Raw genomic sequence first — 13812 nt, forward strand, 5'->3', positions numbered from 1 at the left:
CATCCGTCAGGTCACTCGCCGCGCGCGAGCAGCGCGTGCGTCTCCGCGATCTTCTGGCGCGACTTCGGCTCGGCGACGACCCGAGCACCAGCCGACCCGGTCGACTCCGCCGCACCGGCCGCGTCAGCCGACCCGGCCGAATCCGCCGCGTACCCCGCAGCGCCCGGCCCGGTCGCGGGCTTCTCCGGCGTGAACAGCCACACCCGCAGCACCTCGTCCAGGTCCACCCCCGACACCGACTCCGCCAGCGCCTGGAAGTCCTCGATCGTCGCGTCCCCGAACCGCTCCTGCGCCGTCCACCGCTTCAGCACCGCGAAGAACGCCTCGTACCCCACCGCCGTCCGCACCGCGTGCACCGCCATCGCGCCCCGGTCGTACACCGCCCCGTCGAAGATCGCGCCCGCGCCCGGCTCGCCCGGCAGCACCGTCCAGAACGGGTCGCCCGCCGGGTGCAGCCCGTACAGGTACTCGGCGTTCTCCGCCGCCGTCCCCTCCCCGGTGTGCTCCGACCACAGGAACTCCGCGTAGCTGGCGAACCCCTCGTTCAACCAGATGTCCCGCCACCCGCGCACCGACACCGAGTCCCCGAACCACTGGTGCGCGATCTCGTGCGCCACCACGTACGTGTTCGACCCGCGCCGGAAGAACCCGCCGTCGTAGGTCGGCCTCGTCTGGTTCTCCAGCGCGAACCCGATCCCCGGCGCGACGACCCCGCCCACACCGGTGAACGGGTACGGCCCGAAGCTGCCCTCCAGGAACTCCACGACCTCCGGCGTGCGCTCCACGCTCGCCCGCGCCGCCGGACCGTCCGCGCCCAGCCGCTCCGAGTACGCCGTCACCGACGCCTGCCCGCTCGGCGCGACCGACTGCCGCACCTCGAACTGCCCGATCGCGACGAACGCCAGGTACGTGGCCTGCGGCTCCAGCTCGCGCCACCGCCACCGCGTCCAGCCGTTGATCTGCTTGACCGTGCCCTGGAACAGCCCGTTCGACAGCACCTCGACCCCGTCGGGCACGGCTACCGACACGTCGAACGTCGCCTTGTCCCTCGGGTGGTTGTTGCTCGGGAACCACCACGGCGCGATGTCCGGCTGGTCGATCGCGAGCGCGCCGTCCGGGGTGCGCTTCCACCCGGTGAAGCCGTCGACGGCGTGCCGCGACGGGACGTCCGAGTACGCCACCACGATGGTCAGCTCGGCCCCCGCCGGGAGCACGCCGCCCGGCACCACGGTCAGCTCGCCGTCGGGCGTCCCGGAGTGCGCGGCCACCCGGTTGTTCACCCGGACGGAACTGACGTCCAGCAGGAAGTCGAGGTTGAACGCGGACAGCTCCTCGGTGGTCCGCGCCAGGATCGTCGTGGTGCCGGAGAGCCGGTCGCCCGCCGGTTCGTAGTTCAGCCTGATGTCGTAGTGCGACACGTCGTACCCGCCGTTCCCGGCTTTCGGGAAGTACGGGTCTCCGATGCCCGGAGCGCCCGGAGCCGCCGCACCGGCGACCCCGCTGAGCAGCAGCAGCGACGACGCGAGCGCGACGCCGGTGGTGAGCTTCGCTTTCAGGGACATGCGGCGAAGCTAACGACCGCGCGGAAATCCGGAATCCGCCGTGCGGAGGTTTTCCGCGCTCTTTCCGACTACTGGACCGCGCTTGACACCGCCGTTTTCAACCTTTTGTGCAGTTCGCGCAACCCGGCGCGCTCGGCGCGGATTTCCACCACCCTGATACCGCTCGGACGGGTGATCTCCGACCGCAGCTCCTCGGCCGACCCGGCGAGCACGTGCGGCACCCCGTGCGCCGCGCACAGCGCCGCCAGGTCGGTGCCGTGCGGGGTGCCGAAGACCCGCTCGAAGCTGTCCGCGTGCTCCGGCGCGCCCTGCTCCAGCAGCGCGAAGATGCCGCCGCCGTCGTCGTTGAGCACCACCACGGTCAGGTCCGGCCGCCGCTCGTGCGGGCCGATCAGCAGGCCGTTCGAGTCGTGCAGGAACGTCAGGTCGCCCATCAGCGCCGTCGTCGGCCCGCACTCCAGCGCCAGCCCGATCGCGGTCGACACGCTACCGTCGATGCCCGCGACGCCCCGGTTGGCGCGCACCACCGCGTCCTGGCGCGGCGGCGCGGCGAAGTCCACGTCGCGCACCGGGTTCGACGAGCCCAGGAACAGCGCGGACCCCGGCGGCAGCGCCTCCACGACCGCGCGCGCCACGTGCATCCCGGTCGGCCACGGCTCGTCCGCCAGCAGCGCGGCCACCACCTCGCCCGCCACCTTGTCGGCGTGCCGCCACGCGGTCAGCCAGTCGTCGTCCACCTCGTGCGCGCCCGGCGCGAGCGAGGCCGACACGTGCGTCGCGGAGAACTTCGGGTCCGGCCAGTCCGACGCGGCCGTCACCACGTGCACCACCGGCGTCGACCCCAGCAGCGCCTGCACGCCCCTGGACAGGGTCGCGCGCCCCACCACCACGACCGCGTCCGGACGCAGCCGCTCGGGCAGCGGACCGGCGTTGAGCAGCAGCGACCCGTGCTGCACGGTGCGACCGGGCGCGGTCGGCTCGGCGACCACCGGCCAGCCCGCGCGGGCCGCCAGGTCGCACACCGCCTCCACGTCGGTGACATTTTCACAAGCAGGGGCCTGAGTGCCCGCGGGGAAGAGCGCCCCGCGTGCACTCACCGCCGCGTCCCCCAGCACCACCAGCGTGCGCGGTCCCAGGTGGTCGGCCGGGTGCGGCGCGGTCACCGAGCGCGGCGCGGTCCGCGTCCACGGCTGGTCGAACGGGCGGCCCTCCAGCGGCTCCACCCAGTCGCCGCCCTCGGGCGTCAGCGGGTCGCGGAACGGCACGTTCAGGTGCACCGGCCCGCCGTCCCGCGCCGCCGCGACCGCCCGGCACACCAGCGAGCGCCACAGCGCGTTCTGCCCGGCGCGCCGCTCGGCCACCGGCAGGTGCAGCGTCTCCAGGCCGAGCGCGCCGTCCTGCCGCACGGTCTGGCTCGCGCCCGCCCGGTGCAGCTCGACGGGGCGGTCGGCGGTCAGCGCGATCAGCGGCACGCCCGAGTGCGCGGCCTCCAGCACGGCCGGGTGCAGGTTCGCCACGGCTGTGCCGGACGTGCAGGTCACCGCGACGGGTGTGCCCGCGAGCGCCAGGCCCAGCGCGAGGAAGCCCGCGCTGCGCTCGTCGATCCGCACGTGCAGCTCCAGCCGCCCGGCCACCGCCGCGTCGTGCAGCGCGAACGACAGCGGGGCGTTGCGCGATCCGGGGCTCAGCACGACGTGCCGGACGCCGTTCCGGACGAGTTCGTCGACGAGCACCCTCGCCTGAGCGGTGGACGGGTTCACCCGGTCATTGTCGCCCAGCCGGGGAGCGGTCGAACGCCGGGCCGAGTCGGGGGCGGACCGGGCGGGCGGGTGTCGTGGCAGCTCAGGACGGTTGTCCGGGGATTCCCCGCCGGGCGGGCAAGGGCAGCTCAGGGGCCGCGCGGGCGATCGTCCCCCGCCACCCGCGCGGGCCCGCGACCGGTCGGGAACGGGCGGGTCGCGGAACCGGCGCGTGTCGCGGATCTCAGCGCCGGTGCGGACGATCGGCGCAGCGGACCGGCCGGTGGGGGCTCGCCCGCCGTCCCGGTGGACGAGCACATAAAGTCGCCCACGTGGCAGACCAGGTTGTTTCCGAGCTGTTCGACCCGACCCGCTGGAAGCCGGTGGAGGGGTTCGACTTCACCGACATCACCTACCACCGCGCCGTCGACCAGGGCACCGTGCGGATCGCGTTCAACCGGCCCGAGGTGCGCAACGCCTTCCGCCCGCACACCGTCGACGAGCTGTACCGCGCGCTCGACCACGCCAGGATGAGCTCCGACGTCGGCTGCGTGCTGCTCACCGGCAACGGGCCGTCGGCGCGCGACGGCGGCTGGGCGTTCTGCTCCGGCGGCGACCAGCGCATCCGGGGCCGCAGCGGCTACCAGTACGCGTCCGGCGAGACCGCCGACACCGTCGACCCGGCCCGCGCGGGCAGGCTGCACATCCTGGAGTGCCAGCGGCTGATCCGGTTCATGCCCAAGGTGGTGATCGCCGTGGTGCCCGGCTGGGCTGCGGGCGGCGGGCACAGCCTGCACGTGGTGTGCGACCTGACGATCGCCAGCGAGGAGCACGCCCGGTTCAAGCAGACCGACGCCGACGTCGGCAGCTTCGACGGCGGCTACGGCAGCGCCTACCTGGCCAGGCAGGTCGGCCAGAAGTTCGCGCGCGAGATCTTCTTCCTCGGCCGGGCCTACAGCGCCGCCGAGATGCGCGAGATGGGCGCGGTCAACGCGGTCGTGCCGCACGCCGAGCTGGAGTCCACCGCGCTGCAGTGGGCCAAGGAGGTCAACGGCAAGTCGCCGACCGCCCAGCGGATGCTCAAGTACGCGTTCAACCTGATCGACGACGGCCTGGTCGGGCAGCAGCTGTTCGCGGGCGAGACCACCCGGCTCGCCTACATGACCGACGAGGCCGTCGAGGGCCGCGACGCGTTCCTGGAGAAGCGCGACCCCGACTGGTCGGACTACCCGTACCACTACTGAGCAGCCCTTACCGCCACTAAGCAGGTCGAACCACCACCGAGCACACCCCCCCGCCGAGCGGGGCGAACCGGCCGAGGAGGTCCCATGACGGCGCTGGACGAGGTCCGCGCGGCGTTCGCGGGCGAGGCGGCGCTGGGCGTCGACCGCGCCGAGCTGGTCGGCTGGGAGCGGGAGGCGGCGCTCGCCGTGCTCACCTCCGGCTCGACCGGGGACGCCAAGGAGGTGCTGGTGGCCGCGTCGGCGCTCACCGCGTCGGCCGAGCTGACCCACGAGCGGCTCGGCGGGCCGGGCACCTGGCTGCTCGCGCTGCCCACCGGGCACATCGCGGGGATGCAGGTGCTGGTCCGCTCGGTCGTGGCGGGCACCGAGCCGGTCGTGCTGGACATGGCCAGCGGGTTCCGCGCGGCCGGGTTCGCCGCCGCCTCCGCCGACCTGCTCGACGTCCCCGGCAGGCACTACACCGCGCTCGTGCCGACCCAGCTGGCCAGGCTCGTCGCCGGGGACGGGCCCGGCCTGTCCGCGCTGCGCCGGTACGACGGCGTGCTGATCGGCGGCGCCGCCACCCCGCCCGCGCTGCTGGAGAAGGCGCGCGGGCTCGGCGTCGCGGTGGTCACCACCTACGGCATGAGCGAGACCTCCGGCGGCTGCGTCTACGACGGGGCCGCGCTGGACGGGGTCGGGGTGCGGCTGGCCGACGACGGGCGCGTCGAGCTGTCCGGGCCGGTGCTCGCGCTCGGCTACCGGGGCGGCGAGCGGTTCGGCGAGTGGTTCCGCACCGGCGACCTCGGGCGGTTCGACGGCGACCTGCTCGAAGTGCTCGGCCGGGCCGACGACGTGATCGTCAGCGGCGGGGAGAACGTGCCCCCGGTGCTGGTGGAGCGGGTGCTGGCGGCGCAGCAGGGGGTGCTGGAGGCGTGCGTGGTCGGGCTGCCCGACCAGGAGTGGGGGCAGGTGGTCGCGGCGGCCGTGGTGCTCGCGCCCGGCGCCGAGCCGCCCGACCCGAACGCGCTCATCGCGGCCGTGCGGGAGAGCGCGGGGCGGGTGTCCGCGCCCAAGCGGGTCGTGTTCCTGCCCGCGCTGCCGCTGCGCGGCCCCGGCAAGGTCGACCGGGTCGAGGTCGCGAAGCTGCTGGCCACCATCGGGTGATCTCCTCGGGTGGGCGGGGATCTCCGGTTGCCGCCTCGGCCGGTCGGGGTTCCCCTCCAGGGGGTCGGGCGCGCACCAACCGGCGCGCTCGCCGTGAGCCCCGAGGAGGACCCGAATGCCCAGGCCTCGCCTCGCGCCGCTCGTCGCGGCCACCCTGCTGACCGCCCTCGCCGTCCCGGCGCGGGCGCTCGCCGAACCCGCGCCGGTGGAGCCGTGGACCGCCGACCTGACCGCCGTGGACGGCGACGACGTGGGCGTCGCGGCGGGCGGCGGGGTGCTGCGGCTCGCGCCCGGCGCCCGCGAGGGCTACCTGCTGCTGGCCCCGCGCGAGCTGGCCGGACCGGTGGCGGCGGTGGCCGCCGAGGTGGACGGCTCCGCGCCGGAGGGGAGCGCGGTCCAGGTGGACGTCCGGGTGGCCGCCGGTGACGGCGCGTGGGGGGAGTGGCTGCCCGCCGGGGCCGCGCTGCCGCCCGGCGCGCGCACCGCGCAGGCCAGGGTCGCGCTCACCACCGGGGGCGCCGGGGGCGCCGCGACCACCGGTCCGGAGGTGCGCTCGGTCCGCCTGGTCCCCGACACCACCGCCGCCAGGGCCGCGCAGGACGACGCGCGCGGCGTCGTGAACGGCACCACGTACCGGGTGTTCGCCACCAGGGAGGGCCTGGTCGGCGGCACCACCGCCAACGGCCACGTGATCACCGAGCGGGACCACTTCGTCGCCCTGCCCTCGCGGCGCGGCCTCTCGCCCAAGGGCACCGGCTCGTACACGGTCCAGGTCTGCGCGGACAACGGCCGCTGCGAGTGGGCCCCGGTGTGGGACGTCGGCCCGTGGAACACCAAGGACGACTACTGGAACCCGCCCGCCACCCGCGAGTCCTGGAAGGACCTGCCGCAGGGCACCCCGCAGGCCCAGGCGGCCTACCTGAACGGCTACAACGGCGGCAAGGACCAGTTCGACCGCAGGGTGGTCAACCCGGCGGGCGTCGACCTGGCCGACGGCGTGTTCTGGGACGGCCTCAAGCTCTCCGACAACGACTGGGTCACGGTCTCCTACCTGTGGACCGCCTCCGGCCTGACCGGCTACGTGCGCACGGGCGGCGACGGCCCGCTCAACGTGCGCGGCGCGGCGTCCGCGACCGCGCCCCAGGTCGGCATCGCGGCGGACTACGCGCAGGTCAGGGTGCTCTGCCAGCTCAGGGGGCAGAGCGTCACCGGCCCCGAGGGCACCTCGAACCTGTGGTACCGGATCGCCACCGGCAAGTACGTCGCCAAGGCCTACGTCACCGGCGTCGTGGGCGCCAAGCTCTGCTGAGAAGGACCTGGCAGCGGGCCGCCCGCCGCCATGTCGGAGGATTGCGCGCATGGCCACCCTCGCCCAGTGGATCTCGGGCACCCGTCCGCGCACGCTGCCCAACTCGATCGCTCCCGTGCTGGTGGGCGCGGGAGCGGCCTTCCACATCGACGCGTTCGACGCGGTGCGGACCCTGCTGGCGCTGCTCGTGTCGATGGCGTTCCAGGTCGGGGTGAACTTCGCCAACGACTACTCGGACGGCATCCGGGGAACCGACGCCAACCGGGTCGGCCCGTTCCGGCTGGTCGGGTCGGGCGCGGCGCGGCCGAAGGCGGTGCGGAACGCGGCGTTCGCGGCGCTCGGCGTCGGCGCGCTCGCGGGCCTCGCCCTGGTGGCGCTGTCCGGGTACTGGTGGCTGATCGGGTTCGGCGCGGTGTGCATCGCGGGCGCCTGGTTCTACACCGGCGGCAAGAAGCCCTACGGGTACGCGGGCCTCGGCGAGCTGGCCGTGTTCCTGTTCTTCGGGCCCGCCGCCGTGCTGGGCACGCTGTACGTGCAGGCGGGCGAGATCACCGGCATCGGCATCGGCGGCTCGGTCGCGATGGGCGCGTTCTCCACCGCCGTGATGGTCGCGAACACGCTCCGGGACATCCCCACCGACCTCCAGGCGGGCAAGCGCACCATGGCGACCACCCTGGGCGACCGGGACACCCGCTACCTGTACCTCGCGCTGGTCGTCGTGCCGTTCGTGATCACGGCGGCGAACGGGGTGCGCGAGCCGCTGGCCCTGCTCGGCTTCCTGTCGCTGCCGCTGGCCGCGCTCGGCGCGCGCCGGGTGCTCAAGGGCGACAAGGGCAAGGCGCTGATCCCGGTGCTGCGGGACACCGGGCTGGCGATGCTGCTGTGGGCGGTCGCGACGGCGGGCGCGCTGGTCCTCGGCTGAGGCCCGCGCGCCCGACCCGCCTGCTCCCGCCGCCGGGCGCTCCGGCTGCCGGGCGTCCTCGGCCCACCTGGCGTCCTCGGTCTACCAGGCGTCCTCGGTGAACGAGGTGGGCGCGTCGTCGTCGTCGCGCGGGGCGCGCTTCGGCGGCGCGGGCGGGCGCCGCTCGCCGACGCACAGCTCGGCCAGCTTCTCCCGCTCGACCTCGAACGCGGCCCGCACGCCCCGGTCCGCCGACGCCTCGCCGGTGAGCACCTCGCGCCAGCTCAGCGCGCCGCGCGCGATCCGGTCCTGGAGCGCGCGCAGCTCGGGCGAGGCCTCGGGGGACTTCGCGTAGGCGATGACCCGCTTGATGTCCTCGGCCGACGGCTCCCGCTCCGGCCGGGCCTTCGCGGCCTCGCGCGCGACCCGCTCCGCCTCGGCGATCGACCGGGCGAACACGTCCTCCGCCGTCACCACGTCCGGCGTCCGCCACCCGCTCACCCGGTCCCCCTCCCGACTGTGGACAACTTCCGCATCCGACGTGCTGAACGGACGATCAGTTCCCAGCTTCAGGACCACGTCCCGGTGGACCGGAAGCGCACCAGGGTCTCCAGGTGCGGGGCCAGGTCCATGCCCTGCCCGGCCACCCACTCGTCGTCGTAGTAGGTGTTCGCGTACCGCTCGCCGCCGTCGCACAGCAGCGTCACCACGCTGCCCTTCCGCCCGTCCGCGAGCATCTGCGCGATCAGCTGGAACGCGCCCCACAGGTTCGTGCCGGTCGACCCGCCGACCCGCCTGCCCAGCACCTCCTCGACGTGCCGCACCACCGCGATCGACGCCGCGTCCGGCACCTTGATCATCCGGTCGATGACCTGCCCGACGAACGACGGCTCCACGCGCGGCCTGCCGATGCCCTCGATCCGCGATCCGCGCGTGCCGACCAGGTCCGGGTCGTTGTCGCGCCACGCGTCGAAGAACACCGAGTGCTCCGGGTCGACCACGGCCAGCTTCGTGCGCAGCCGCCGGTAGTGCACGTACCGGCCGATGGTGGCGCTGGTGCCGCCGGTGCCCGCGCCGACCACCACCCACTCCGGCTCCGGGTGCGGCTCCAGCGCCATCTGCTGGAACACCGACTCGGCGATGTTGTTGTTGCCCCGCCAGTCCGTGGCCCGCTCGGCGTGCGTGAACTGGTCCATGAAGTGCCCGCCCAGCTCGGTGGCGAGCCTGCGGGACTCGTCGTAGATCGCGCCGGGGGAGTCCACGAAGTGGCAGCGCCCGCCCTGGCGCTCGATCAGCGCCACCTTCTCCTTGCTGGTCGACCGGGGCATCACCGCGATGAACGGCAGCCCGAGCATCCGGGCGAAGTACGCCTCGGACACCGCCGTGGACCCGGAGGAGGCCTCGATCACCGGTGTGCCCTCGACCACCCAGCCGTTGCAGATGGCGTACAGGAACAGCGACCTGGCCAGCCGGTGCTTCAGCGAGCCGGTGGGGTGCGTCGACTCGTCCTTCAGGTACAGGTCGACGCCCCACGACGGGGGCAGCGGGAACGGCAGGAGGTGGGTGTCGGCGCTGCGGTTGGCGTCGGCCTCGATGATGCCGACCGCCGAGCACACCCAGTCCCTGGTGCTGCCGCAGCAGCGGTCCACCGAGTCGGTTGAGCTGTTCACGGGGCGCACGATAGCCCGCACCGACTACTTTCTGCCTGTGATGCCGATCGTGGGGTGCGTGCTGGCAGGCGCGGTGGGCGACGCGCTGGGCGCCGCCGTCGAGTTCAAGCCGATGGACAAGATCAGGGGGATGCACGGTCCCCAGGGCGTGACCGAAATGGAGGACCTGTACGGCGCGCCGGGGATGATCACCGACGACACCCAGATGCTGCTGTTCACCCTGGAGGGCCTGCTGCTGGCCAAGCGCGGCGGCGGGAACCCGGTGTTCGCGATCCAGGCCGCCTACCAGCGCTGGCTGCACACCCAGGACAAGCAGATGCGCCCGGACGGCATGGTCGAGGAGGCGCCCAAGGGCGGCTGGCTGGTCGACCTGCCCGCGATGAACGCGCTGCGCGCCCCCGGCAACACCTGCCTCACCGCGCTGCGCTCGGCCCGCAAGGGCAGGGCGAGCAGCCTCGAACGGCCGCTCAACGACTCCAAGGGCTGCGGCGTGGTGATGCGCACCGCGCCGATCGCGCTGTGGTCGCACGACCCGTCGGTGGTGTTCGAGATCGCCGCCCGCACCGGCGCGTACACGCACGGCCACCCGAGCGGCTACCTGTCCGGCGGGGTGATGGCGGTGCTGGTGCAGCAGCTGCTGCTCGGCGAGAAGGACCTGGTGCGGGCCGCGCAGCGGGCGCGGGCCGAGCTGGTGCGGTGGCGCGGGCACGAGGAGCAGGCCGAGGCGCTGGACCGGGCGATCCGGATCGGCACCGGCAAGGCGCGGATCACCCCGGAGCTGATCGAGAGCGAGCTGGGCGCGGGGTGGGTCGGCGAGGAGGCGCTCGCGATCGGGCTCGCCGCCGCGCTGGCCGGGAAGGACATGCGGGAGGCGCTGCTGCTCGCGGTCAACCACTCCGGCGACAGCGACTCGACCGGGTCGGTGTGCGGCAACCTGCTCGGGGCGCGCGACGGCGTGGACGCCATCCCGCAGGACTGGCTGCGGCAGCTGGAGCTGGTGGCGATGATGGAGTGGCTGTGCACCGAGGCCGAGCAGGCGTTCGCGCCCGCGGGCAGCGGGTGGGGCGGGCAGGGCTGGGGCTGATCACTCGCCCGCGCCCCGCGCCCTCACGCCGTTCGGCCGCCTACAGCCCTTCCAGGGCCTCGCGCATCGGCAGCGTCTTGGCGTGCGCCTCGCGCACCTCGGTGTCCGGGTCGGAGTCGGCCACCACGCCGCAGCCCGCGCGCAGCCGCGCCGTCCGCCCCGCGACCTGCGCCCCGCGCAGCGCGATGCCCAGCTCGCCGTCGCCGTTCCCGTCGATCCACCCGACCGGCCCGGCGTAGCGCTCGCGGTCCGCGCCCTCCAGCTCCCGGATCAACCGCACCGCGTCGCCCTTCGGCGTGCCGCCCACCGCCGCCGTCGGGTGCAGCGCCTCCACCAGCCGCAGCGGCGACGGGTCGTCGCGCAGGGTGCCGATCACGTCGCTGGACAGGTGCGACACGTTCGGCAGCCGCAGCACCGACGGCCCGTCCACCGACAGCGCGGCGCAGAACGGCCGCAGCGCCTCGGTCAGCGACGCGATCGCGTACTCGTGCTCCTCGCGGTTCTTGCCCGAGGCGAGCAGCGCGTCCTCGTCGGTGCCGCTGCCCGGCCAGGTCGTGCCCGCCAGCACCCGCGAGTCCACGACCTCCCCCGTGCGCCGCAGCAGCAGCTCCGGGGTCGCCCCGACCAGCCCGTCCACCGCGTACACCCAGCACTCCGGGTACCGCCTGGCCAGCCCGCCGAGCAGGAACCGCTCGTCGATGTCCGCGTCGGCCACGGCCAGCAGGTCGTGCGCCAGGACCACCTTCGCCAGCTCGCCCGCCCGCATCCGGCGCACCGCCTCGGCGACCGCCTCCCGGTAGCGGGTCACCGGCACCCGGCCGTCCGAGTAGCGGATGGTCGACGGCCGCCGCACCGGGCGCACCGCCCGCTCCAGCGGGTCGCCGTCCACCTCACCGATCGTGGTCACCCAGCGGTGCTCGCCCCGGCGGCCCAGCACGACCTGCGGCACCACCAGCACCGAGCTGCCGGGCTCGTCCGCGAACGCCATGCTCGCGAACGCCACCGCGCCCGTGCCCGGCACGCCGACGGCGTCCTCGACGTCCAGCTCCGAGGTGAACTCCCGCCACAGCCGGTCGGCCTCGGCGAACCGGCCCGCGCCCGAGGTCTCGAACCGCGCGGCCTCGCCCCAGCCGACCAGACCGGAGCCCTCGCGCACCCACGCCAGCGCGCCACCGGGGTCGGGGAGCCTGGACAGCAGGTCCTCGGGGAAGGCGGGGCCGGTGACCGGGGTGGTGGTCACGCGCAGGCGGGTGCGGGTCCTGGACGGGGGAGCGGAGGTCACCCTTCGAGGGTATGGACTCGGTTCCGCGTTTCCCCGGCCGGGCGGCCCTAGACTGCTCCGTTGTGGTGGACGACGCAGTGCTCTCCGACGACCGCGCCGACGACCGTCCGGACGGCCGTTCCGCGGGCCGCTCCGCCGATCGTCCCGGCGGTCGTCCCGCAGACCGCCCCCGCTCGACCCGGCGGCGCTCGGTCCGGCGGCGCTCGGTCCGGCGGCTGCTCGGCAGGTCGGTGCTGGTGCTGGGCGCCCTGGTGACCCTGGTCGGCGTGGTGCTGGTGGCCGCCTGCTGGCGCGACGACGACGCCATCGAGAGCAGGCGCGGCCGGGCCGCCGCCGAGGTGGTCTCGGTGTCCTTCCAGCGCACCGTCGTGCGCTACGCCACCCCGGACGGCGCGGTGCACAGCCCGGCGCAGGGCGTGCTCTACCCGGACGGCCTGGAGGCCGGTCAGGTGGTGTGGATCGAGTACGACACCGACGACACCGAGCTGGCCCGCGTCGAGGGCCGCACGTTCACCCTCGCGCTGCTGCCCGTCGGCACGTTCCTGCTCGCCGTGTGGGCGGTGCTCGGACCGCTCGCCTGGTGGCTGCGGCGTCGCGTGTGACAGTTCTTCTCCGCGCGGTGTGTTCCGTGTAACAATCGGCTGCATGGAGCTGGAAGCGGAGTTCGAGCGCGTCCTCGCCGCCGATCAGCGCGTCGAGCCCAGGGACTGGATGCCCGACGGGTACCGGCGCACGCTCGTGCGGCAGATCGCCCAGCACGCGCACTCCGAGATCATCGGGATGCAGCCGGAGGGCAACTGGATCAGCCGCGCGCCCTCGCTGCGCCGCAAGGCGATCCTGCTGGCCAAGGTCCAGGACGAGGCGGGCCACGGCCTCTACCTCTACGCGGCGGCCGAGACCCTCGGCGCCGACCGGGCCGACCTGACCGAGCGGCTGATCACCGGTCGGCAGAAGTACTCCTCGATCTTCAACTACCCCACGCTGACCTTCGCCGACGTGGGCGTCATCGGCTGGCTCGTGGACGGCGCCGCCATCTGCAACCAGGTGCCGCTGTGCCGGACCTCGTACGGGCCGTACGCGCGGGCCATGATCCGGGTCTGCAAGGAGGAGTCCTTCCACCAGCGGCAGGGCTACGAGCTGCTGGCCACGATGATGTCCGGCACCGACGCGCAGCGGTCGATGGTCCAGGACGCGGTGGACCGCTGGTGGTGGCCGTCGCTGATGATGTTCGGCCCGCCCGACGCGGAGAGCGCCAACACCGAGCGGTCCGTCGCCTGGCGGATCAAGCGCAACACCAACGACGAGCTGCGGCAGAAGTTCGTGGACATGACCGTCCCGCAGGCCGACAAGCTCGGCGTCACCCTGCCCGACCCCGAGCTGCGCTGGAACGCCGAGCGCGGGCGCCACGACTTCGGGACCCCGGACTGGGACGAGTTCCGCCGGGTCGTCGGCGGGAGCGGGCCGTGCAACGCCCAGCGGGTCGCCCACCGGCGGACCGCCCACGAGGAGGGCGAGTGGGTGCGGGCCGCGGCCACCGCCCACGCCGCCAAGCGCGCGGCCCGAGAGGCGGGTGCGGCATGAGCTCCGACGGTTCCTGGCCGCTGTGGGAGGTGTTCGTGCGGGGCAAGCGCGGGCTCAACCACGTGCACGTCGGCTCCCTGCACGCCCCCGACGCCGAGCTGGCGGTGCGCAACGCCCGCGACCTCTACACCCGGCGCAACGAGGGCGTGTCCATCTGGGTGGTGCCCGCCGAGGCGATCACCGCGTCCTCGCCGGACGAGAAGGACCCGTTCTTCGCGCCCAGCGGCGACAAGGTCTACCGGCACCCGACCTTCTACGCCATCCCCGACGACGTCCCCCACCTGTGAGGCCCGC

At 74.3% G+C, this 13812-nt stretch carries 13 protein-coding genes; 8 read left to right on the top strand and 5 right to left on the bottom strand.

Annotated features, from left to right (window positions below):
• Nucleotides 1-11: 11 nt before the first annotated feature.
• Nucleotides 12-1562: a M1 family metallopeptidase gene (locus LV78_RS15695; protein ID WP_253846019.1), complete on the bottom strand. Its 1551-nt coding sequence runs from the start codon at nucleotides 1560-1562 to the stop codon at nucleotides 12-14.
• A gap of 68 nt (nucleotides 1563-1630) precedes the next feature.
• A complete protein-coding gene (menD, locus tag LV78_RS15700) occupies nucleotides 1631-3322 on the bottom strand; it encodes a 2-succinyl-5-enolpyruvyl-6-hydroxy-3-cyclohexene-1-carboxylic-acid synthase (protein WP_253846020.1) in 1692 nt (563 codons plus the stop codon).
• Between the two features lie 311 nt (nucleotides 3323-3633).
• On the opposite strand from menD, the gene LV78_RS15705 reads away from it, so the two are divergent.
• The 4 genes from LV78_RS15705 to LV78_RS15720 all read left to right on the top strand — a co-directional run bounded on the left by LV78_RS15705 (nucleotide 3634) and on the right by LV78_RS15720 (nucleotide 7922).
• A complete protein-coding gene (locus tag LV78_RS15705; RefSeq protein WP_015805376.1) occupies nucleotides 3634-4545 on the top strand; it encodes a 1,4-dihydroxy-2-naphthoyl-CoA synthase in 912 nt (303 codons plus the stop codon).
• 84 nt (nucleotides 4546-4629) lie between these two features.
• Nucleotides 4630-5691, top strand: coding sequence for an o-succinylbenzoate--CoA ligase (menE, locus tag LV78_RS15710; RefSeq protein ID WP_253846021.1), 1062 nt, complete (start codon nucleotides 4630-4632; stop codon nucleotides 5689-5691).
• A 115-nt stretch (nucleotides 5692-5806) separates the two neighbouring features.
• Nucleotides 5807-7000, top strand: a complete 1194-nt coding sequence (locus tag LV78_RS15715) for a DUF8814 domain-containing protein (protein WP_253846022.1) — start codon at nucleotides 5807-5809, stop codon at nucleotides 6998-7000.
• Between the two features lie 49 nt (nucleotides 7001-7049).
• The gene (locus LV78_RS15720; protein WP_253846023.1) at nucleotides 7050-7922 is read left to right on the top strand and encodes a 1,4-dihydroxy-2-naphthoate polyprenyltransferase; all 873 of its coding nucleotides are present in this window, start codon (nucleotides 7050-7052) and stop codon (nucleotides 7920-7922) included.
• 81 nt (nucleotides 7923-8003) lie between these two features.
• On the opposite strand, the gene LV78_RS15725 is transcribed toward LV78_RS15720, so the two are convergent.
• Both LV78_RS15725 and cds1 read right to left on the bottom strand, forming a co-directional pair.
• The gene (locus tag LV78_RS15725) at nucleotides 8004-8402 is read right to left on the bottom strand and encodes a hypothetical protein (RefSeq protein ID WP_253846024.1); all 399 of its coding nucleotides are present in this window, start codon (nucleotides 8400-8402) and stop codon (nucleotides 8004-8006) included.
• A 68-nt stretch (nucleotides 8403-8470) separates the two neighbouring features.
• The gene (gene cds1, locus LV78_RS15730; protein WP_253846274.1) at nucleotides 8471-9550 is read right to left on the bottom strand and encodes an L-cysteine desulfhydrase Cds1; all 1080 of its coding nucleotides are present in this window, start codon (nucleotides 9548-9550) and stop codon (nucleotides 8471-8473) included.
• A gap of 61 nt (nucleotides 9551-9611) precedes the next feature.
• On the opposite strand from cds1, the gene LV78_RS15735 reads away from it, so the two are divergent.
• Nucleotides 9612-10655 carry an ADP-ribosylglycohydrolase family protein gene (locus LV78_RS15735; protein WP_253846275.1) on the top strand — a complete coding sequence of 348 codons (1044 nt, stop codon included), beginning with the start codon at nucleotides 9612-9614 and terminating at the stop codon, nucleotides 10653-10655.
• 40 nt (nucleotides 10656-10695) lie between these two features.
• Here LV78_RS15735 and LV78_RS15740 read toward each other — a convergent pair whose 3' ends face one another.
• A complete protein-coding gene (locus LV78_RS15740) occupies nucleotides 10696-11937 on the bottom strand; it encodes an isochorismate synthase (RefSeq protein WP_253846025.1) in 1242 nt (413 codons plus the stop codon).
• Nucleotides 11938-11999: 62 nt separating this feature from the next.
• Between LV78_RS15740 and LV78_RS15745 the strand changes: the two genes are divergently transcribed.
• From LV78_RS15745 to paaB, 3 genes are read left to right on the top strand one after another with little or no spacing between them, the layout of a single operon-like run.
• Nucleotides 12000-12539 (top strand): DUF3592 domain-containing protein, encoded by a 540-nt coding sequence (locus LV78_RS15745; RefSeq protein ID WP_308208720.1) that lies wholly within the window; start codon nucleotides 12000-12002, stop codon nucleotides 12537-12539.
• Nucleotides 12540-12582: 43 nt separating this feature from the next.
• Nucleotides 12583-13518 carry a 1,2-phenylacetyl-CoA epoxidase subunit PaaA gene (paaA, locus tag LV78_RS15750; RefSeq protein WP_253846026.1) on the top strand — a complete coding sequence of 312 codons (936 nt, stop codon included), beginning with the start codon at nucleotides 12583-12585 and terminating at the stop codon, nucleotides 13516-13518.
• Complete coding sequence (paaB, locus tag LV78_RS15755; protein ID WP_015805366.1) at nucleotides 13515-13805, top strand: 1,2-phenylacetyl-CoA epoxidase subunit PaaB; 291 nt, start codon at nucleotides 13515-13517, stop codon at nucleotides 13803-13805. The genes paaA and paaB overlap by 4 nt, the downstream gene beginning before the upstream one ends.
• Nucleotides 13806-13812: the final 7 nt, after the last annotated feature.

Source organism: Actinosynnema pretiosum, assembly GCF_024171695.1.
In the GTDB taxonomy this organism is placed as follows: Bacteria; Actinomycetota; Actinomycetes; order Mycobacteriales; family Pseudonocardiaceae; genus Actinosynnema; species Actinosynnema pretiosum.